Here is a 20,611-nt window from a genome sequence, read left to right on the forward strand (position 1 = left end):
GCTTGATTGTTTGTATATGTACTTGTCATATTTAGGCAGAGAGGTCCTTTGAACTCGATCTGCGGTCTCGGCGGCAGTTGATGCACATGGCTGAATGGGACAATGGATGAGCGATTCCCCTCTCATGCATTCATTGGTGCAGGATGTATGTCCATTGTCACATTGCGCTTCAGCCACAAGCAGGTGATGCTAAAGCTCAAGATCCACAGGTCGGTCAAGACTACGGGGAGGATCATGGTTTCGCCACTCGCCCGTAGCGGCAGGGACAGAACGGCGAAAGGAAGTGAATGCGGCTGCTGCAGGGTTCGGTCAGGCGGTTTGAGTGGTCGACTTTCGCGTCCCCTTCAGAGGGATAATGCCCAGGAACAAGGCCGCAATCATGATCAGGATGCTCAGACCGAACATGATGATGTAGCCGTGGGGTTGGTCAGCGATGGCGCCCCAGAAGAGAGCGGCGAAGGCCGAAGCCAGGGATCCCACCATTTGGATCCGGGCATAGATGTTGGTGTAGTCGTGCGAGCCGAAGACCGCTGTAACCAGGATAGGCGTCTGCACTGTAGTACAGGCGTAGACCAGGCCAAAGGCGAAGGCCCCCAGCAGGAGGAGTGCGGGCAATCCGGGGAAGGCGACCATGAGGCAGACGCCGAGAATGCCGCCGCCGATGCCCAGGCAGAGCCCGCCAACGATGCTGCCGTCGTTGACCATGCCCAGGACCACTTTGCCGATAGCCTGACCGGCCATGCAGGAGGAGGCGATCAGGCCCGTGTAGGCCGCCATGGATGGCAGTGAGGCCGCATAGGAGGGCAGAAACTGGTAGATGGTCTGATTCATGGTGATCAGGCCACAGAAGAGCGCCAGCGCCCAGAAGGCAGGGGAGTGCAAGGCCTGGGAAGCCGTCATCCCTACGGTAGATGCGGCAGGCTCTGGACTTCTTTTGTCTTTACTTACGGTGCCTGTGCTGTTGGAGGCAGCCTCAGCTGCAGCAGGCTCCTGGTCGGCGGCGCCGTAAGGATGCAAACCCATCTGTTCGGGCGTGCCGCGAATGACGAAAATGGTGAAGGGCAGGGTGACCACCAGAATGAGAACGGCAAAGACCAAATATCCCCGCCGCCATCCATCAGGGGCGGATCTGATGATCATGGTGCCTATCTGGTTGAAGATTACCCCGCCTATGCCGGTGAAAGCCATGCACAGACCGATGAAGAATCCAACCCGTTTGCGGAACCAGGCGTTGATGAGTGCGGGTACTGACAAATAGAGGATGGGCGGCATGCCGATTCCCAGAACCACTCCGCATAGATAGAACTGCCACATGGCGGATGATCGGGACATACCCAGGCAGCCCAGACCGGCCAGGATGGTGCTTGCCGTCAGGACGATGCGCAGATCGTAGCGGTGCATCAGCCATCCGGCCACCGGCAGGAAGATGACCATGGTGATGCTGAAGATGCTGAAATACCCAGTGAATGCGGCCTTGGGAACACGGAAGTAGCTGCTGACAGGAGTGAAGAAGATGCCCGCGCAACTGCAGACCAGCGATACCGGGATGGCTGTGAAGACGATGCCCGACAGCACGATCAGGTACGGATAAACAGCCTGTTTTCGTGATGAGGGCTGTGTCGGTGTCGTCGACATGACTGGGGCCTTCCTCTTGCGGAATCGGGACTAGCCAACTGCTGCTTGGTTTGTATGCTCCCATTGATCTGCGGTTCGGCTGCTCTGAATGTCCACTATGGGAAATGAAAATGTGAACTCTGGTCCAGCATTCGATCTGAATTGCTCATCGCCATGCGGATTGCAGAGTTTTGCGTCATTGTCGCTGTTGCTTTATGCGATGGCTTGGGCCTTCACCGCGCATTGAGCTTTGGCTTTTAATGTGGTTGCAGCACACGCTTGCACCTCCAGCGACTCGAAGTTGTACCATCAGGCCAATTGAGGATCAAGGAAAGGTGGGACGGTTATGACTGTTGCGGATAAGACAGTGCTGATCACAGGAGCTTCGTCAGGCATCGGGGAGGCCACGGCGAGGCTCTTGGCGCAGCGAGGGGCCAAGTTGGTGCTGGGCGCTCGCCGCAAGGATCGGCTGGATAAAATCGTCGACGACATCGTTCAGGCGGGTGGCCAGGCTGCCTCTATGGCTCTGGATGTGACCGATCGGCAGGCCAATGAGGACTTCGTGGCTTTCGCCAAGAAGCAGTTCGGTGGAGTGGACGTGGTATTCCTCAACGCCGGGCTCATGCCCAACTCGCCCCTGTCGGCCCTGCATGTGGACGAGTGGGATCGGACTATTGACGTCAACCTCAAAGGTGCTCTGTACGGCATCGCAGCGGCCTTGCCGGAGTTTACCGGGCAGCGTCACGGACAGTTCATCGCCACCTCTTCGGTGGCGGGCCTCAAAGCCTATCCCGGTGGAGCGGTCTACGGAGCGACTAAGTGGGGTCTGCGTGATCTGATGGAGGTGCTCAGGATGGAGTCCGCCCAGGAGGGGACTCATATTCGTACCTCTACCATTTACCCGGCGGCCATTCGAACCGAGTTGCTGGATACCATCACAGATAAGCAGACTCTGGCTGATATGAACAAGACCTACGACAGCTACCAGATTGATCCCGAACGGGTGGCCCAGGTGGTGGCCTTTGCCATCGATCAGCCTGAGGATACCAATGTATCGGAATTCACCGTAGGCCCTACCATCCAGCCCTGGTGAATTCCTCTGCCAATGCCTTTAGTCGCCGCTGGAGGAAAGCAGACGGATGCCTGATTGAGCCATGGCCTTCCGGGCTTTGACACCCTGATCCTCGCTGACCGGGACAGTCAGATCCTCGAAGACCGTGACCTGGTAGCCCAGTTTTGCGGCGTCAAGGGCTGTATCCTTGACGCAGTGAGATTCGGCGATGCCTACTAGATCCACTTGGTCGACGCCAGCTTGCGCCAGGGCATCGGCCAGGGTGACCCCAGATGATTTGGCCGCAGCGAACTCCTCCCTGCTCTGGATGCGATCGGTGTTGTCTTCGATGCCTTCGAATCCGGAGTAGGCGGCTGAATACTGGCCCTTTTTGAAGTGGTGGGCGATACCCAGCTCACGAATTCTGGGATGAAGCTCCGCGCCGGGCGAGCCCGCTACGCCGTGTCTAGGCCAGGTGTCTACAAAATCCGGGCAATCGGACCAATGAGATCCGGGTTCGATGTGCCAATCCTGGGTGGTGGCCATGTAGACGTAGTCCCCGGCATGGCCGTGGACATAGTCGGCGATTTTGCCAGCCGTGGCATTGCCTCCCTCGACTCCCAGCTCACCTCCTTCGCAGAAGGTCGGTTGAACATCCACGACAATCAAAGCCTTGGACATGGTGATCACTCCCTTGGTCGAAGTTGGCGGTGTGCAGAAATCATTCTGGTTGAAGCTCGACAATCATTCCTCTTCTGCGCCAATCTAATTCTCGCAGACGGGCTGGTCCTCCGATTCCTGTGGCTGTGCACATCGGCGAGGCGGGCAGCAAGGTGGATTGAAGGTGGCCACTTGGGGCGGTTCCATACGGCCTTTAGCGTGTCTGCTTGGTATCCTGAGTGCCAGGATTGTGCGAGGTTATGACAGGTGCCTTTAGTGTGGCCCGTCTCTTCCTTGTAAGGCTGGGCCCGCATCGTCCTAAGGGAGGGAGTGGCAATGCGTATCAATGAGTTCGGGCAGCCTATTGGTGATGCGGTCTCATTTGCCGGGGCCATGATGCCGGAGTCCGTCGAGTTGATAGGCAGGATCGTTCTGGCGGTGCCCTTGAGCGCAGACCAAAGCGATGCCTTCTATGAACGGATTTTTGGTCCGGATTGCGACGAATCCATCATGACCTATAGCAGGCAGGACCTTTATCCTGATAGAGCTGCATTCGATGCAGGGTTCGAATCCATGATGGCAAGCCGGGACCCTCTCTTTTTTGCGATACTTCGCAAGCCGCCGGCACCTGATCCTGGCGCCGGTCCATCTGCAGTTGGAGAGTATCCGGGCTTACGAAGTTTGACGAAACCTGATGACTCGTCGGATCTGTTGGGGATGTATGCCTTGATGCGGATTCGGGCGGACATGGGAAGTGTGGAAATGGGCCATGTCATTTATACCAGGGAGCTGCAGAGAAGCAGACAGGCAACCGAAGCCCAGTATCTGATGGCTCGGCATGTCTTCGAGGACTTGGGCTATCGAAGGTACGAGTGGAAGTGCGACAGCCTCAATGAGCCCTCACGAGCTGCGGCGCTGAGGCTGGGATTCAAGCCTGAAGGCCGGTTCAGGAATGACATGGTCTACAAGGGCCGGACTCGGGATACGGATTGGTTTTCCATGACGGATAGTGAATGGCCGGCAGTGAAAGAGCGGTTGGAGAACTGGTTGGATGATGCCAATTTCGATCAGCATGGCAAGCAGAAGCGCCGTCTGCAAGATTGTTAAATCGAATACTGTCGCCTGCGGATGGGATTTCAGTAGCCTTGATGAGGCTGAAATAGGAATTCATAACTCGGGCGGTAGAGTGTCATTGCGGCGCATCAATGCAAGCGGAGCTCCTTCGAACAACATCTTGCCGCCCGCAGTTCCGGCTCCTAGGTCCATATTGATCACCTAGTCAGCCTGACCGATGAAGCGTAGGTTATATTCTATGGCAATGATAGTAAGGCCTTTGTTGACGATGAGTTTGCGCAAGAGGGCAATCTGCTGCAGGATGTCGGGTTCATGCAGACCGTTGGCAGACTCATCCAAAATAAGGGTATTGTGAATTTCTTCCTTGTGCAGCTCGCTCTTGGGAAGAGTGTCCAGTAGGCCAGTCCGCGACATTCTTCAAGACTTTCGTGGTTCGGCCTAGCGCCTCATGATATTGGTGCATAGCTTCGATGGCAGTCAGCTTAAGTGTCTTAAGCGACGCTGAGGCCGCGGAATCCGGCAGTCAGAGCTACAAGATCGATATTCTGGATACTAAAAAAGCCTTGGGCTGTTTTTCAAGACCTATTGGCGGAGGATACGAGATTCGAACTCGTGAGGGCGTGAACCCAACACGCTTTCCAAGCGTGCGCCATAGACCACTAGGCGAATCCTCCAAGTGCCGCTGAGAGCCATATGACTTCCGTAACGGCACAACTGAAAACTATAGCATGGACGGCCGATATGGCTGCTCCCGGCGTGTGGAGACATATGAGTCTGATCGTCCTGTGCTCCGGTGAATGATGCTCACAGTAGATACGGCAGCAGCAGGCCGGTAATCCGGCGCCCGAGCCGTTGATACCCTTCCTGGCTGTAATGCAGGCCGTCAGGCATGAAGCGTTCATGCCCCTTGATGAAAGGGCTGATGCCGCTCTGCACAAACAGGTCAATGACCGGGATGCAGTAGCTGGCGCATATCTCCTTCATCCTCTGCACATAGTCCTCCTGCATAAGGTTGCAGGCGTTGCGCTGACGGGTGTTGGGGTAGTTCTTGGTCGGGTGGACGAAGTTGTTCTGCGTGGCCGTGATGACGACCAGGTTTTGCGTGGGATACATCTTCAGCAGACCAGTCAGCATGACGTTCAAGGCGCCGGAGAATGTATGGCTGTCCGTACTGTTTTCCTCACCCAGCGGTATATCGTGTTGGAAGTCGTTGACTCCACCGAAGATCACGACATCGTCTGCCTCGGTATCCATCTGCTCGAACCGTTCGATGAAGGAATCGTCCCTGTCTTCGCAGACGGCGATGCGCGACCCGCAGATACCGTAGTTCCGCACCTCCTTGAAAGGTATGAGCCGCTGGAGGGTCTGGGTCCAGGAGATGCTTTGACCTCCTGAATCCAGACCGTTGTCGCCCCAGGTCGTCGAATCTCCAAAGCAGTTGATGATCTTGTCTTTGAAGTAATCCTCAGACAGCATCATGTCTTGTCTTATTCCCTTTCTTCCCATGTCTGATGGGGTTTACTTCTGGAATTCGGCCTGGATTTCCTCCAGGGTCTTGCCGTTGGTCTCGGGCAGGACGTTCCTGGCGAACCATGCCATGACAAGGCAGAAGATTGCGAAGATGATGAATGTCCATGTGGCTCCGATGCCGTTGAGCATGATCGGGAAGCCCTGCCCAACGAAGAAGGAGGCCAGGAACATGGTCAGGGAGCAGAGGGACTGTGCGCGGCCGCGAATGCGGGTCGGGAACACCTCGGACATGATGACCCAGGCCCCGCCGCCCCAGGAGAGCTCGTAGAATGCGGTATGGGCGAGGATTCCTATTACGATCAGGATGTTCATGAGCGTGTTGAACTTGCCGATGGAGAAGAGGAGTGCCAGGGCCAAGAGGGCGCCGGCCATGGCCACTGCGCCCCAGGTCAGCAGCTTCTTGCGGCCCAGCTTGTCAATGTAGACCATGAAGATGGCCACGAAGATGATCTTGACCACGCCGATGCCGATGGTCTCGATCAGGGATGCATTGGCGCCGATGCCGGTCTTCTGGAAGATGATGGGAGCGTAATACCCGACTGCGATGGTGCCGGTGAGCTGCTGGAAGGCGGCTGCCAAGAGGGCGATGAGCAGGGCGAAGCGGATGCCCGGCTTGAAGAGCTCGCTGATGAGGCCCTTTTGCTCGGTCTGGACCGTCTTGCTGATCAGACCGACCTCGTCCTTGGCGGACCTGGCGCCGTTCATGCGGGTCAGAACCTTCATGGCCGTGTCGGTGCGGCCTTTTTCGATCAGGTAGCGCGGGCTCTCGGGAATGAGAGGCGTCAGGATGAAAAAGATGATGGCGGGAATCATGCCCGAGCCAAACATGAACCGCCAGCCCCAGGCGATGTTCCAGTCAGGCGGGTTCAGATTGGCTATGGTGGCGTTGACTATGTAGACCACGGTCATGCCGATGGCGAAGGCCAGCTGGTTGGCGCTGACCAGGGTCCCGCGGATTCTGGCTGGCGCGACCTCGGAAATATAGAGCGGGACGATGGTCGAGGCCATGCCGATGGCTATGCCGGACAGGATGCGACCGATGATCAGTATCGTCACCGTGGGCGAGAGGGCCATGGTCAGGCTGGAGAGCGTGAAGAGGAGGCCTGCAACGATCATGACGGGTTTACGTCCTGCATGGTCGCTCATCCAGCCGGCGACCAGGCACCCGGCCATGGCTCCCAGAGCCAGCACAGCCGACACAAATCCCACCTGGGCCTGGGACAGTTTGAAATGTACAGAGAAAAAGCTGATGGCACCGGATATGACGCCTTGGTCGTATCCGAAAAGCGAACCGCCGATGGCTGCTATCAGTACGACGAATATGACATATTTGGATCCACTGGTTTCCTTTTGTTCTGGGTATCCTGTGCTCATGCTGACTCCTTCATCAGGCATTGGCTCTCATACACAGAATGTGATATATCTGACACTTTTGAATCTCAGTAGTTGTTGCCAGACTTTGCGCTGATAAAGGAGTCGGGATGAGCCGGGATTGGTGGAATCTACTCGATCTGGTCCAAGGACAGGCCAAGGGCTTCGGACACACGCCGGCCGTAGTCGGGGTCGGCCTGGTAGAACTGCTTGGTCTCTAGAACCCGGATTTCCTGGTCATCGACGGAGCCCAGGGTGTTCTTGATGGTCTGGATCAGGCGGTCCTTCTCTTCGGGGCTCATCAGCCTGTAGAGACGGCCGGCGGCGGAATAGTAGTCCGTGTCGTAGGGGCGGGAGTATTCGGTCTGTCCCTGGACGGCATCGCCATGCATACGGGCATCGTGGTCCTCCACAGGGCCGCCCTTGCTGTTGGGCTCATAGTTGACTGAACCGTCCTGGCCCTGGGCCATGAAGCCGTCGCGCTCGTAGTTATGGACCTGGTTGACGGGTCGGTTGACGGGTAGCTGTTCGTAGTTGGCGCCCAGACGGTATCGCTCGGCATCCTTGTATCCGAACAGGCGGCCCTGCAGCAGCTTGTCGGGCGATGGCTCGATGCCGGGAACGAAGTTGGCGGGGGAGAAGGCCGCCTCCTCCACATCATCAAAGTAGTTGGTCGGGTTGGTGTCCAGCACGAACTCGCCTATTTCAATGCGCGGATAGTCCTTCTTGGAGACCACCTTGGTCACGTCGAAGATATCGTCCTTATAATCCAGGCCCTCCTGATAGGGAAGGATCTGCACGCAGACCTTCCACTTGGGGTAGTCGCCCTGGTCGATGGCATCGTAGAGGTCATGCAGGAGGAAGTCTGTGTCCTCAGAGGCGATCTTGGCTGCGGTCTCATCGGTCATGTTCTTCACGCCCTGCTCGCTCAGGAAGTGGTACTTGACCCAGAACTGCTCGCCTTTCGTGTTGACCCACTTGAAAGTGTGGCTCCCGTAGCCGTTCATGTTCCGGTAGCTGGCCGGGTTGCCCCTGTCTCCCATCAGATAGGTGACCTGGTGGACGGACTCAGGGGAGTGGGACCAGAAGTCCCACTGCATCTCCTGACTGCGCAGGTGGGTGGCCGGATCGCGCTTCTGCGAGTGGATGAAGTCGGGGAACTTCAGGGGATCATTGACGAAGAAGACCGGAGTGTTGTTGCCTACTATGTCGTAATTGCCTTCCTGGGTGTAGAAGCGCAGAGCGAAGCCGCGCACGTCCCTCAAGGTGTCGGGGTAGCCCGATTCGCCGGCCACCTGGGAGAAGCGCAGGAGGATGGGCGTGGTCTTGCCAGCTCCATTGAATAGGTCTGCCTTGGTGTAAGCGCTCATGTCCTTGGTCAGGGTAAAGCTTCCCTTGGCTCCGGCCCCCTTGGCGTGGACCACGCGCTCCGGTATGCGTTCGCGGTTGAAGTGGGCCAGCTTTTCAAGAAGCTGGTAGTCCTGCATGAGGATGGGTCCGCGGGTGCCCGCCGTCTGGCTATGGTTGTTGTCTGCCCAGGGCTGCCCTTCGCTGGTGGTGAGTTTGTCGTTCATATCTGCTCGATTCCTCTTACTTCCATGATGCTTGCGATCGACAGTCCCATGCGGGCCAGGTCTACGGCCCTGCTCCTGGTTAACCGCTCAATCGCTGATAGCAGGACTCCTCATAAAGCCCCGCTGCTTCTACCGTATCTGAGAGAGGATGGAACTGTTGGATATGCGCGCGGGATGAGAGTCGGATATGTCACCAATCAAGCAAGATGCCTATGGGCCGCCATAGAGAGATGAACCTGTAGCAGTCACCTGCAGGAAAGCCGTCGGCTGCGCCAAATGGCGGCGGCTCATGTCGGAGCACTCCTGTCAGAGCATCTGTATGAGTTCTCCCACATCCTGGATGACCAACTGGATGTTGAGCCCGGTCAGGACAGCCACGATGATCCAGGCGAGGAAGGCCATCCATCGAGGGTTGGCGTACTTGCCCATGATCTTCTTGGAGGAGGTGAACCAGACCAGGGGAATCATGGATATGGGCAGGGCCACGCACAGGAAGACCTGGGAGTAGACCAGCAAGCTATCCAGGGCGGACTCCTTGCCGCCGAAGGCGATGGTGCAGATCAGCACGGGGATGATGGAGATCACACGGGTGACCAGCCTGCGCAGCCAGAGAGGGATCCTCATGCGGATGAAGCCTTCCATGACGATCTGCCCGGTCAGGGTGCCGGTGATAGTCGAGTTCTGACCTGAGGCCAGCAGGGCTACAGCGAAGAGGGTGGAGAGGAGGCCGGATGCCACCGGCCCGGCGATGGTCTTGTCGCCAAGTGCCTTGTAGAGAGCGGTGAAAGTGTCCAGCCCTTCGCCGTGTCCAAAGAACATGGCCGCACCCAGCATCAGCAGTAGGCAGTTGACCACGAAGGCGGCGGACAGCTGGATGTTGGAATCCCAGGTGGCGAACCGGACCGCGTTGGCAACCTGACGGTCGTCGCTACGGTCGAAGGCACGGGTCTGGACGATGGATGAGTGCAGGTAAAGGTTGTGAGGCATGACCGTGGCACCCACAATGCCTAGAGCCATGGTCAGCTGGCCGTTGCCCAGGATGGCCTTGTCGGGAATGAAGCCGCGGAAGACCGCCGGCAGATCCGGCCTGGCCAGGAAGACCTCGTAAAGGAAGACCGCCATGATGACCAGAATCAGGGTGGCCACGATGGCTTCGATGCGCCGGAAACCAATCTTGGTCAGCAACAGGAGGATGAGCACATCCAGGACAGTCAGCGTCACCCCTAGGATTAGCGGAATGCCGAAGAGCAGCTTCAGAGCGATGGCCCCGCCGATCACCTCGGCGATGTCAGTGGCCATCACTGCCAGCTCCGTGCAGATCCAGAGAGCGAAGCTGAGCCGGCGACTGCTGTGCTGGCGTGTGGCCTGGGCAAGGTCTAGACCGGTCACGATCCCCAGCTTGGCCGACATGTACTGGAGCATCATGGCGATCAGGCTGGAGATGAGGATGACGCTCATGAGCAGGTAGCCGTACTGGGCGCCGCCGCCGATGGAGGTGATCCAGTTGCCCGGATCCATGTAGCCGACTGCCACCAGAGCGCCCGGGCCGGAGAAGGCTGCCAGGTTCTTCCAGAAAGAGGTGGTGGATTTGGGCACTTTCACCGTGGCGTTGATCTCCTGCAGGGAGCGCCCGTTGGCCGTCTCGACGATGGAGTGGGATTGGTGCTGCCGACTGGATGGCGGAGTCCTTGTTTCGGATCCGGCTGGACTGGCGGACCCTGAGGCGGGTCGGGTCTGGGTGTTCGGCATGTCACCTTCCTTGATTCTGGACCGTGGCGGTCGTGTGGCCGGCTATAGACTTCGACCCTTCGAAGTCTAGTGGCGCTTGATGAAGAATACCAGGGGTGATCTGTGACAATGTCGAAATATGTCCGCAGGGTTACCTGCGGGTCGTGCCATAAGGCTGTGCTATACACTGTGGAACATGGGAATTGCCGAATTGTCCTCCAGCGCCCAGGATTACCTCAAGGTCATCTGGGATCTTCAGGAATGGGACCAGGGCCCTGTCCAACCCACTGCGGTTGCTGATAGGACAGGTATGAAACAGTCGACGGTCTCAGGTGCGCTGGGCCGTCTGGTCGATGCCGGTCTGGTCACCCACAGGCCTTACGGCAAGGTCGAGCTGACTGAGACCGGTCGTCGCTATGCGGTCACCATGGTTCGGCGCCATAGACTGCTGGAGACCTTCCTGGTGCAGGTCCTCGGCTATGGCTGGGATGAGGTGCATGAGGAGGCGGACAGCCTCGAGCACGCTGTCTCCGACAAGATGGTGGACCGTATCGACGATTATCTTGGACACCCTACTGCGGATCCACATGGTGATGCCATACCATCGGCTGAGGGGGACTTACCACCCATACCTACAACCGTCAGACCTCTCTCGGATGTGGCTGACGGGGCGACGGTAAGGGTGCAACGAGTCAGCGACGAGGATCCGCGAATACTTCGTGCTCTTAGCGATCACAATATAATACCTGGTTGCTTGGTAAAGGTTAGGGCTCGGCAGACCAATGATGAATTCGTCATGAGTCTTGCAGGTTTACGTTTCAACTCCGAGGTCTCGTTGAAGGACCCCTTGGTCTTGTCTGCAGAGCAAGCTGCCCTGATTCAGGTCAGCCTTTTATGAATGAGGTGTAAGCTCATACCAGTTTGAATACGTCAACGATACAAGATGAAGGATCGCGGGATGGATCCGTGTACGGATGACCGGCAGGAGTTCCAACGAATATCTGCTACTAGTGCGGCTGATTCCTCTGAAGAGGATAGACCAGTTTGCTCTTCTTGCAGTGATGTAAAGCATCCGCAGGTCCTTGCCGCATTCCGTTCTTGGGCGATGCCTATGGCTTGTTTTTGCGGCACGCTTGTCGCTCTGCTAATAGTGCTTGCTTGGTTTCCGAGAGATTCTGCAGTATGGACTCATCCTATACATGCTATTGATGCACCTTCTCATTATTATTTCGTCAGAAAGCTGCTCAATGATGGGCTCTCTGCAGCGATGCGACTTAATCCCAACGATGGCTTTTACCCTCCGCTATTTCATCTCATCGTTTATGGATTGATCCAGTTGAGTGGATCACTTGGAATTCAAATGGGGCTATTCGCAGCGGTCAACTTGGTTTGGATCGTTACTTCAGGTCTGGTATTCCCCATCGGGATGCTGCTATGGTGCTCCTGCTTCTTCAAAGATCTGAGAATCAGATATAAAGCCATATTGGCCCTACTCATCCCTGGCTTATCAGTCTCTTCAGCCGCTCATCCCTACTGGCTTTTCAATGCCGGGCCTTTGTTCTCCTATGGTTTAGCTATGTCGCTACTGCCGTTTTTATTGTATGCGGGATGGCAGCTGATCGATGCGGCAAGAACGGTATCCAATCGTTCATTACATAACATAACCTACTGGCTTGTAATGAATCTCATGCTTTGGCTCGTCGTGCTGCTTGCTCATCCACGTATAGCTTTTACTTATCTGGTACTTATGGGATTCTTTATATTATTCAAATCAAATTGGCAATTGGTGTTATCTATGCTTTGCGCAGTGGGTTTCGCTGGAATTGCCTTTTACTGGTATGTATCTCACCGTGATCATGGCAAGAACTTCTCCCAACCCTCAACCTGGTTCCATACTTTTCGCCCCACGCGTAGTATAGGCGAATCCTTGTGCATAGTTATAACCAACTATTTGCCAGGCGTTAGCGGCTGGGTGATGTCATTATGCGTAGCGCTGGCAGTCATTGCTGCATTGCTGTGGTCGGGAGACAGGCTCAAGGATGGGTTAGCTCTGGTCTGCTCATATGTGCTGACTGGCGTCATTTTCGTATGCAGCGCTGCCCTATCCGGACCATTGGCTAACATCATTACTGCGGCTTGGTATCGAGGTGAAACCAGACCACTAACAATGATACCCCTGGCAACGATTCCGCTTCTTGTCTTCGGGTGCCGTTGCCTGCTTCTGTCAATAGATTCCCACGGCCCACGACTAATTGTTCAAGCGGTCAATTCTCACCATCATCGAATTGGCATCGAGCCAAGTTCCAACAAACTACATAGAATTCAAGGTTTTATCGAGTTATTGCGCACGGTGACTTGCTCAATGCTCGTCCTTTTACTGATATTGGCTAACATGAGCAATGATGTTAAGGTTCTGCAAGCGGATGTCGCGAGAAGTAATGCCGATTGGCAGACAGTTTGGAATGAGCAGCTCACCTATGACAAATATGTTGTTTTGACACGTGTTCGTGCGGCTGTTGGCACACGTGGAGTGATCATTGCTGATCCCCTGAATGGTTCCATGTATGGCATGACCCTCTACGGGCTGAATATGCTATATCCGGTATATAACCCTATGGATACCAAAAACGGCAAAGTTTTTGCAGATGCAGAAAGGGCGTTTGCTTCAGGAGACGATAAGCAGCTTCTGGAAACTGTATGCCCAGTAGACCCTTCTTATACCAGCCATAGTCATCAATCAGCCAGGTCTGATCCCAAATATTTCCTGGATTTGGGGCCGCAGGCACCTAGTCTGCAGATGTTTACCTATAGGGCTCAGTACAATCCTTTCCACAATAAGCGTCTGATAAATGATTATATACACTCGGGTGCTATGCATAAAGTGCAGGAATATGATGCGCCACCGGACGCTCACGATGACTGGGCGTTATACAGATTCGCCTGTCATTGATGAAGTGTGGTCGAGATTGAGGTAGCGGACAAAGTGTAGTTTGATTTGGGCGTTCGCATCTATGGTGTCGCGCATGCACTATGTTCGATAAGGGACATTTAGTGACAATTGGTCCATTGGTTTGGGAGGCTATGTAAATGATGTCTAGATGGTGTGCATTGTTCCTTATGTTTGGAATGATTCTTGCGCCGACTTCTTCCGCCTTTCAGGGATTAAACGATACCGTTCATCAACAGAGTGTTGAGTATGGATATTCAGGCAACAATGGTGTATCTGGAATGAACGACAGTCAGTCGGCGGGATCGGTTGCTGATAACATTCCGGACAATGCGACCATGGTGTCCAAGAATTTTGCAGTAACAACAGATGGAGAAGTCAAGAATATCGTTACAGGCGAGGTAGTCGGTGATCCGAAAATCATCGGTACCAATGCTCATCCGGCTGATCCTCTCTACCGAACAGGCGGAACAGGGTTCATTCCCCACAAGGTAAGCGAGGTTAGAGAGGGGCTTGAGCATGATAACCATACGTCTGCATCTTTTGAGAGGTCATCAATAGCTCCTTCTGTGGGCATGCCTGAATCTGCCCGGATCGGCGTTTTGTCATTACAAAACAATGGCTATGGCGCTCATTGGGGAACATACGGAGGTTCACAGGCTTTTTTCGAGGCCGACGGCACCCTGTTCGCACAGCAGGCCAAAGGAGTCATTGATGTTTCCCAATGGCAGCATGATATCGACTGGAATGCTGCTCGAGGCGCCGGAGTCCAGGCGGCCATCATCCGCTTAGGGTACGGATGGGGAAATGGTCTCGATAAGAAGGCTCGTCGTAACATCAACGAATGCAAAAGGTTGGGTATACCTTTCGGCCTTTACCTGTATTCATATGCCTATGATGCCGCTACCGCCAGGCAAGAAGGTGAAAGTACTGCAGATCTGCTTCGACAGGCAGGGGTAAAGCCTTCTGACTTGGGCATGCCGATATATTATGATCTTGAACACTGGGCCTGGAAAGGTCATGTGCCGCCTACTAGCCCAGCAGCCTATGACAGCATTGTCGATGCTTGGTATGAACAATTACAGGCAGCAGGTTTTTCCCGGCTCTCCGTATATTCGTATACCAGCTATTTGAATACAGCGCTTAACAGCGTGCGAATTCGTCAAAGGACTAACTGGGTCGCCAGTTATGGTTCCCGAACAGGATTCGCTTTTCCTGCAAATCGTCGATGCTGGCAGTACGCTGACAATGGACGAATTTCAGGTATCGTCGGAGCTGTAGATCTAAATGCATGCGGAGTACTGACTCCAGAGGCCTCCATTGATATGAATCGTCTGGAGTCCGTCAATCTGCCTGATGGGAAGTACTACATCAATCTGCACAAGCGTGATGCCTCAAGTATCGATATAGCCGGCGGCGGTCTCAGCCGAGGAATTCCCTTGCAGATATATTCCTATAACAACACTAAAGCCCAACAGTTTGAATTCAAGCGGCAGGGTGATGGCAGCTACATAATTGCCAATGTGAATTCCGGCAAGGTGCTGGATGTTTCCAGTGGCCAAGCTCATAACGGAGCCACTGTATGGCAATATGACTTCAATGGTACTGCTGCGCAGCGCTGGTATTTGCGCGAAGCTGGCAATGCCTACTATTTGCAGTCTGCACTGGGCAATTGGGTGCTTAATGTGACTGCTGGTTCCTTTGCAGATGGTTCGGCCGTCATTCTCTCTTCGCCTGATGGTAGTGATTATCAGCGTTTCCAACTGGCGTCCACGACTCCAGTGGATGCCTCATCGCACTACATGCTGGAATCGAGGGCAGGTGCCGATCTTGTCCTTGATGTGCCGGGTGCGTCCCACAACAATGACGTTGGTCTGCAGCTGTATGGCTGGAATGGCACCGATGCACAGCTTTATGCTTTCACACAGGTGGGCAACGGTGTTTATACCATCATCAACGCTGCAAGCGGTAAACAGGTAGAAGTGCAGGGTGGCCGCAATAGCAACGGTGCGAAAGTTCAGCAGTATGCTGGCAATGGCACGCAGGCTCAGCGGTGGATGATCAGAGATTTCGGTGGACAATCGTTTGGTTTTATAGGCAGTGCTTCGAATAAGGCTTTGGATGTTCCTTCAGGTCTGGCCATAGCTGGAAAAGGATTGCAAATATACACTCAAAACGGTTCGAAAGCTCAGCAATGGAAACTTACAAAAGAGATGACTGAACCTGATCGTCTTGCTTGGTCGCATCGGAATGATTTGCCGGACGGACGCTATCGCATACGTTCGAAGATCAATGGCTCGTATGTCATTGACGTGTCTGGAGGCTCTTATGAAGATGGAGCGACAGTACAGTTATATTCTGACAACGGCACTGGTGCCCAGTGGTGGTCCGTGACCCAGGACGTATCAGGATATCGCACTATTGTGAATGAACGTTCTGGGAAGGTGCTTGATGTGGCTGGAGCAGCTTCGAGCAATGGCTCAAGAATCCAACAATATCGCGCCAACGGCACAGATGCCCAGAAGTGGATCATCAGACGGGAATCCGATGGTGTCTATAGCATTATTTCAGCTTTAAGCATCGATAAACTCATAGATATTCCATCAGGGCGAATCACCAACGAAAACCATCTGCAGCTGTATGCAAGCAACTCCACAGGAGCCCAGCGTTGGAAGTTCACCCGGTAGAGCAACAATAAGCAAATTTCTTTGTAGGAGCGCATAATCCCACAATTACTCATCCAAAGTGCCGCCGCAAGCATGCAAAGAGGTTATTGTTCTCTATGAAGCGTTTCCGATCATTCTTAGCAATCACATCGAGAATGATCCCGGTAATGAACATCAGCAGACCCGCGAGTATGAGCAATACAGATCCGATCAGTGTGGGGATGCGGGACACCAGACCAGTGTGCCAGAACTCTATCATGACCGAGCAAAGGAAACCAAAGCCGATCAGACCAATGACGGTTCCTAAACCGCCGAAGAATGGCAGCGGCTTATATTCGCGGATCATGCGGAAAATAGTGGATAGCACTTTGATGCCGTCGCCTACTGTGTCCAGTTTGCTCACTGATCCGGCAGGTCTATCACGATATTGTATAGGCATCTCGTAGAGGCGGATGTTCTTATCTAAGCTGTGAATGGTCATTTCCGTTTCGACTTCGAAGCCTTCGGACTGAATCGGGTAGGTCTTGACATAGGTGAATGAGAATGCGCGGTAGCCTGTCATTACGTCGGTGATATTAGCGTGGAAAAGCCCATTGATTGCTCCACGAACCATCCTGTTTCCAATGTTGTGGAAAGGCCGCTTGTTCTCTTGGAAATACGTCGAGCTTAGACGATCTCCGATGACCATGTCATAACCTTCGAGGATTTTATCGACCATGGCCGGAGCCGCTTCCGCAGGATATGTGTCGTCGCCATCGGCCATGATATAAACATCAGCATCGATATCTTCGAACATGGCACGGATGACGTTGCCTTTGCCCTGACGTGGTTCTTTTTTGACTACTGCGCCTTCCTGGGCAGCGATTCGTGCTGTGTCGTCTGTGGAATTGTTGTCATAGACATAAATGGTCGCCGAAGGGAGCGCTGTCCGAAAATCGTCAATCACTTTGCCGACGGTAGGCTGTTCATTGAAGCATGGGAGAAGTACAGCTACCGAGGCAGCATGTTTTGTCGGAATCGTCATAATATAGAGTTTACCGACATTCGGGTACAAGGCAGGATAGGGACAAGCGCCGGTCATTCATCCCCTTGAAGTACTATGACGGTTATGACTACTACGTTTGTTCCGCGAAATATCATCGTGACCGGTGGGTGCGGATTCATTGGTTCTAATTTTGTGCATTATGTGGTGGACCATCATCCTGACGTGCATATTACCGTTCTGGATGCGCTGACATATGCTGGGAACATTAATAATATTAAAGGTTTGCCTGAGGACAGAGTCGATTTCGTCCATGGAAATGTCTGTGATGCAGCGTTGCTGGATCGAATTGTTCCTGGACATGATGCGATTGTGCATTATGCTGCTGAATCCCACAACGACAACTCCATCGCTAACCCCGAGCCGTTTGTCAGGACGAATGTCGTTGGCACATACCGTCTGCTGGAAGCTGCCCGTAAGTATGACATCCGCTATCATCATATAAGCACGGATGAGGTATACGGCGATCTCGCCTTGGATGATCCCGCCAGATTCACTGAGGATTCTCCCTATCGCCCGTCATCGCCCTATTCGTCGACCAAAGCTGCTTCTGATCTGCTTGTCAGGGCCTGGTATCGCACATTTGGGTTACGTGTGACCTTGTCCAATTGCTCAAACAATTACGGTCCATATCAGCACGTGGAAAAGTTCATCCCGCGTCAGATCACCAACATATTGGAGGGTGCCCGTCCCAAGTTGTATGGCGATGGCCGCAACGTGAGGGACTGGATTCATACAGAGGATCATTCTTCAGCTGTGTGGACCATTCTGACTAAGGGAAGGATGGGGCAGACGTATCTGATCGGCGCTGATGGAGAGCGTGACAATGTCACAGTTCTGCAGGATATCCTTCGCGTTATGGGCAAGCCAGAAAATGCCTTTGACCATGTCAAAGACCGGCCTGGCCACGACCGGAGATATGCCATCGATTCCACGAAGCTGCGCACCGAGCTCGGGTGGAGGCCTGAACATACCGATTTTGAGGATGGGCTGAGACAGACTATCGCTTGGTATGAAAATCACCGAGAATGGTGGGAACCAGCAAAAGCTGCAACAGAAGCCAGGTACAAGCGACAGGGACACTGATAGTAGAGTGAGCAAACGAGCTCAGTAAGCATGGATGGTTTACTCAGCTTGTCAACTTTTTAATTCGCAGGGAAATGCCGATTCTGAGCGGCAAGAAAGGCTTAATGGGTTTCCAATGTCTTTGGAATTTGAAAAAAAACTGCGTGTAGAGCGGACCAACATCCCGGGGTTGCTGGTTTTTGACCTTTCAGTGCATGGTGATAATCGTGGCTGGTTCAAAGAGAACTGGCAGCGGGCGAAAATGCTGCAGCTGGGTCTGCCGGATTTTGGCCCGGTTCAGAACAATATTAGCTTCAACGCCAAGCGTGGAGTGACCAGGGGAATTCATGCAGAGCCTTGGGACAAGTATATTTCCGTTGCTTCTGGTGAGATATTTGGCGCCTGGGTGGATCTGCGCCAGGGAGATACGTACGGACAGGTGTATACAACCAGGCTCGATCCGTCGAAGGCAATTTATGTTCCTCGAGGGGTTGGCAACAGCTTCCAAGCTTTGGCAGACGGAACCGTATACACCTATCTGGTTAACGCTCATTGGTCTGCCGAGCAGAAGAAGAATTATACATTCGTCAACTTAGCTGATCCTGATCTCAATATTGCTTGGCCGATTCCATTGGAGGAAAGTGAACGGAGCGAGGCTGATTTGCGGCATCCCATGCTTGGTGACGCCATTGCCATGGCACCGCGGCGTACTTTGGTGACAGGAGCTCATGGGCAACTGGGTCAAGCAGTGCGCAAATACGTCGAAGATCATCATCTTCAGGGTTTTGATTTCACTGATATCGATGATTTCGACTTCTCAGATGCCCAAGCCTATAAACGTTATAACTGGGATCTGTATGGAACCATTATCAATGCGGGAGCTTTTACCGCTGTTGATAAGGCAGAAAGTGAACAAGGACGAAAATCCGCTTGGAAGGCAAATGCTCAGGGGCCAGCTTTACTGGCAAAAGTTGCGGCCGCACACAATATCACGCTGATTCATATTTCCAGCGACTATGTTTTTGATGGCCAAGCGGATATGCATGATGAGAATGAGGCACTGACGCCATTAGGCGTGTATGGCCAGACCAAGGCTGCTGGTGACATCGCTGTAGCTAATGCACCCCGACATTATATTCTTCGCTCCAGCTGGGTTATAGGGCAGGGTCATAATTTCGTACGATCCATGATCGGACTGTCCAACCGTGTTGCCGATCCTTCTGATGTATTGGATCATGTTACGGTTGTGAACGATCAATTTGGCCGTCTGACCTTTACTGAGGATATGGCAGAAGCGATATTTCATCTCTTGGATTGTCAGGCTCCTTATGGAACATATAATCTCACAGGGGCCGGCCAAATCCAGTCGTGGGCTGATATTGCCAGAGCCGTCTTCGATCTGGCCAACGGTAATGGGAATGCTGTGCAACCAGTGAGCACAGCAACATATTATTCCGATTCAGGGAATCCCGTGTCGCCTAGGCCGATTCATAGCGCCTTAAATTTGGACAAAATTGAATCAGTTGGCTACAGTCCCAAGGATTGGCAAAAGGAACTGGTGAATTACGTTAGGCGGTTGACTGGTGTTCAGCATTGATGCTTTGAAGGCGACTCACATAGAGAGACGTCCCCTTCCACGAGTACAAGTCGTACAGTTGTTTGAGAAAAAAGGATACAGATAAAATGCATGATCTTCGCCTGTAGCTCGGATGCTCACTTTGTATCCACTGACCACAGTTACGTTCGAACAGCGGCTGCCCGTTAGCTGAACTATAGGTAAATTGGGACTGTATAGAAAGAGCCTGTAGAACGACTTTCTACCATTCCACATGTCCCTGGTAATTGCCCCTGAAAAGAAGTCAGGGGCTTATTCGGCACAACCACATGGTTGGCTAGGCGGGATCGCTGCTGATTTTTAGGAAGCAGGCGTATGCATACGATGGCAAACGATAGAGCAGTTTTCAGACCGAACAGGCGACGTCCTTCCAGGGTCTTTGCGTTGGAGTTTGAAGTCTGTCTTTGTCGGCTCTCTAAGAAGAAGGCAAAAGTACCTGTATCGGCTCGTTGATCCTTTTGTTATTGCTCCGCAGCATATGCAGTGTAAAGCAGGATAGGTGCAGTGCCCCGGGGTAAGAGGTGCAGGTTTCCTATCAGCAAGTAACAGCTAGCTACTTGGCATAAAAGTTGCACGGTTTTGGTAACTTTGGAGGCAGATGCTCTCTTTGAGAGTGGTCTACGGTCAACGGAGCTTTCAAGTTAAGGCTATTGAGACTTTTCCATGCTCTTGAA

The 20,611-nt window shown here is 53.7% G+C and carries 14 protein-coding genes and 1 tRNA gene; 7 read left to right on the forward strand and 8 right to left on the reverse strand.

Features of this window, described 5'->3' with window-relative positions; genetic code table 11:
* Positions 1-309 precede the first annotated feature (309 nt).
* Entirely contained in the window at positions 310-1,635 is a 1,326-nt protein-coding gene (locus J3T95_RS07445) for an MFS transporter (protein WP_267450979.1), read from the reverse strand.
* Between the two features lie 325 nt (positions 1,636-1,960).
* Here J3T95_RS07445 and J3T95_RS07450 point away from each other — a divergent pair, with 325 nt between their 5' ends.
* Positions 1,961-2,707 (forward strand): SDR family oxidoreductase, encoded by a 747-nt coding sequence (locus J3T95_RS07450; protein ID WP_267450980.1) that lies wholly within the window; start codon positions 1,961-1,963, stop codon positions 2,705-2,707.
* 18 nt (positions 2,708-2,725) lie between these two features.
* Here the strand turns inward: J3T95_RS07450 and J3T95_RS07455 are convergent, their stop codons facing one another.
* Positions 2,726-3,346: an isochorismatase family protein gene (locus tag J3T95_RS07455; RefSeq protein ID WP_267450981.1), complete on the reverse strand. Its 621-nt coding sequence runs from the start codon at positions 3,344-3,346 to the stop codon at positions 2,726-2,728.
* 315 nt (positions 3,347-3,661) lie between these two features.
* On the opposite strand from J3T95_RS07455, the gene J3T95_RS07460 reads away from it, so the two are divergent.
* Entirely contained in the window at positions 3,662-4,432 is a 771-nt protein-coding gene (locus tag J3T95_RS07460; protein WP_267450982.1) for a GNAT family N-acetyltransferase, read from the forward strand.
* 553 nt (positions 4,433-4,985) lie between these two features.
* Here the strand turns inward: J3T95_RS07460 and J3T95_RS07465 are convergent.
* The 5 genes from J3T95_RS07465 to J3T95_RS07485 form a co-directional block, all read right to left on the reverse strand.
* Positions 4,986-5,073: transfer RNA gene (locus tag J3T95_RS07465), tRNA-Ser, on the reverse strand.
* 130 nt (positions 5,074-5,203) lie between these two features.
* Complete coding sequence (locus tag J3T95_RS07470; RefSeq protein ID WP_267444678.1) at positions 5,204-5,878, reverse strand: SGNH/GDSL hydrolase family protein; 675 nt, start codon at positions 5,876-5,878, stop codon at positions 5,204-5,206.
* Between the two features lie 39 nt (positions 5,879-5,917).
* Entirely contained in the window at positions 5,918-7,303 is a 1,386-nt protein-coding gene (locus J3T95_RS07475) for a sugar porter family MFS transporter (protein ID WP_267450983.1), read from the reverse strand.
* 128 nt (positions 7,304-7,431) lie between these two features.
* Complete coding sequence (locus tag J3T95_RS07480; RefSeq protein ID WP_267450984.1) at positions 7,432-8,874, reverse strand: catalase; 1,443 nt, start codon at positions 8,872-8,874, stop codon at positions 7,432-7,434.
* Positions 8,875-9,180: 306 nt separating this feature from the next.
* A complete protein-coding gene (locus J3T95_RS07485; protein WP_267450985.1) occupies positions 9,181-10,623 on the reverse strand; it encodes an Nramp family divalent metal transporter in 1,443 nt (480 codons plus the stop codon).
* Positions 10,624-10,798: 175 nt separating this feature from the next.
* Here J3T95_RS07485 and J3T95_RS07490 point away from each other — a divergent pair, with 175 nt between their 5' ends.
* The 3 genes from J3T95_RS07490 to J3T95_RS07500 all read left to right on the forward strand — a co-directional run bounded on the left by J3T95_RS07490 (position 10,799) and on the right by J3T95_RS07500 (position 16,236).
* A complete protein-coding gene (locus J3T95_RS07490) occupies positions 10,799-11,500 on the forward strand; it encodes a metal-dependent transcriptional regulator (RefSeq protein ID WP_267450986.1) in 702 nt (233 codons plus the stop codon).
* A gap of 45 nt (positions 11,501-11,545) precedes the next feature.
* Positions 11,546-13,552 (forward strand): DUF6541 family protein, encoded by a 2,007-nt coding sequence (locus tag J3T95_RS07495; RefSeq protein ID WP_267450987.1) that lies wholly within the window; start codon positions 11,546-11,548, stop codon positions 13,550-13,552.
* Positions 13,553-13,719: 167 nt separating this feature from the next.
* Complete coding sequence (locus J3T95_RS07500) at positions 13,720-16,236, forward strand: RICIN domain-containing protein (protein ID WP_267450988.1); 2,517 nt, start codon at positions 13,720-13,722, stop codon at positions 16,234-16,236.
* 49 nt (positions 16,237-16,285) lie between these two features.
* Here the strand turns inward: J3T95_RS07500 and J3T95_RS07505 are convergent, their stop codons facing one another.
* Positions 16,286-17,239 carry a glycosyltransferase family 2 protein gene (locus J3T95_RS07505; protein ID WP_267451049.1) on the reverse strand — a complete coding sequence of 318 codons (954 nt, stop codon included), beginning with the start codon at positions 17,237-17,239 and terminating at the stop codon, positions 16,286-16,288.
* Positions 17,240-17,323: 84 nt separating this feature from the next.
* On the opposite strand from J3T95_RS07505, the gene rfbB reads away from it, so the two are divergent.
* Together rfbB and J3T95_RS07515 are read left to right on the forward strand one after the other, a co-directional pair.
* Positions 17,324-18,343, forward strand: a complete 1,020-nt coding sequence (gene rfbB, locus J3T95_RS07510; RefSeq protein ID WP_267450989.1) for a dTDP-glucose 4,6-dehydratase — start codon at positions 17,324-17,326, stop codon at positions 18,341-18,343.
* A 115-nt stretch (positions 18,344-18,458) separates the two neighbouring features.
* On the forward strand, positions 18,459-19,919 hold the full coding sequence (locus tag J3T95_RS07515; protein ID WP_267450990.1) for a bifunctional dTDP-4-dehydrorhamnose 3,5-epimerase family protein/NAD(P)-dependent oxidoreductase: 1,461 nt from the start codon (positions 18,459-18,461) through the stop codon (positions 19,917-19,919).
* Positions 19,920-20,611: the final 692 nt, after the last annotated feature.

The organism is Bifidobacterium sp. B4079 (assembly GCF_026537385.1).
Classification (GTDB): Bacteria; Actinomycetota; Actinomycetes; order Actinomycetales; family Bifidobacteriaceae; genus Bombiscardovia; species Bombiscardovia asteroides_I.